Raw genomic sequence first — 712 nt, 5'->3', positions numbered from 1 at the left:
AACGATCGAATGACTAGGAGCCGTAGCTAGACAAGACGTACGTTTTGAAGCTTTGTTCAGTTTTGAGAGTTCAATCTCTCGTTTAATAGAAAGTACATCACTTTCTTCTTATCTAATAAGAAGAATTTTGAGTACGATTGTTCTTTGAAAACTAGATAACAGTAATAGCTGAGGAAAAGTGAAACTTTTCTTTAATCAAACCAATAAATAACGCAACGTAAGTTGCACCATTTATTCGCTAATGGTTAAGTTAGAAAGGGCGCACGGTGAATGCCTTGGCACTAGGAGCCGATGAAGGACGGGACTAACACCGATATGCTTCGGGGAGCTGTAAGTAAGCTTTGATCCGGAGATTTCCGAATGGGGAAACCCACCGTTCGTAATGGAGCAGTATCTTTATCTGAATATATAGGATATTGAAGGCAAACCCGGGGAACTGAAACATCTAAGTACCCGGAGGAAGAGAAAGCAAATGCGATTTCCTGAGTAGCGGCGAGCGAAACGGAATTAGCCCAAACCAAGAGGCTTGCCTCTCTCCCTAGTGACCGATAGTGAACCAGTACCGTGAGGGAAAGGTGAAAAGCACCCCGGAAGGGGAGTGAAAGAGAACCTGAAACCGTGTGCCTACAAGTAGTCAGAGCCTGTTAATGGGTGATGGCGTGCCTTTTGTAGAATGAACCGGCGAGTTACGATCCCATGCAAGGTTAAGTTG

General features: G+C 44.2%; 1 rRNA gene. It reads left to right on the top strand.

The features are described 5' to 3' along the window. Window positions 1–243: 243 nt before the first annotated feature. Window positions 244–712 (top strand): 23S ribosomal RNA (locus AC1UFB_RS16620); the annotation flags it as partial.

This window comes from Priestia sp. KCTC 13724 (assembly GCF_056820425.1).
The sequence above is the reverse complement of the archived record's forward strand: the minus strand, read 5'-3'. Positions and strand labels throughout refer to the sequence as shown.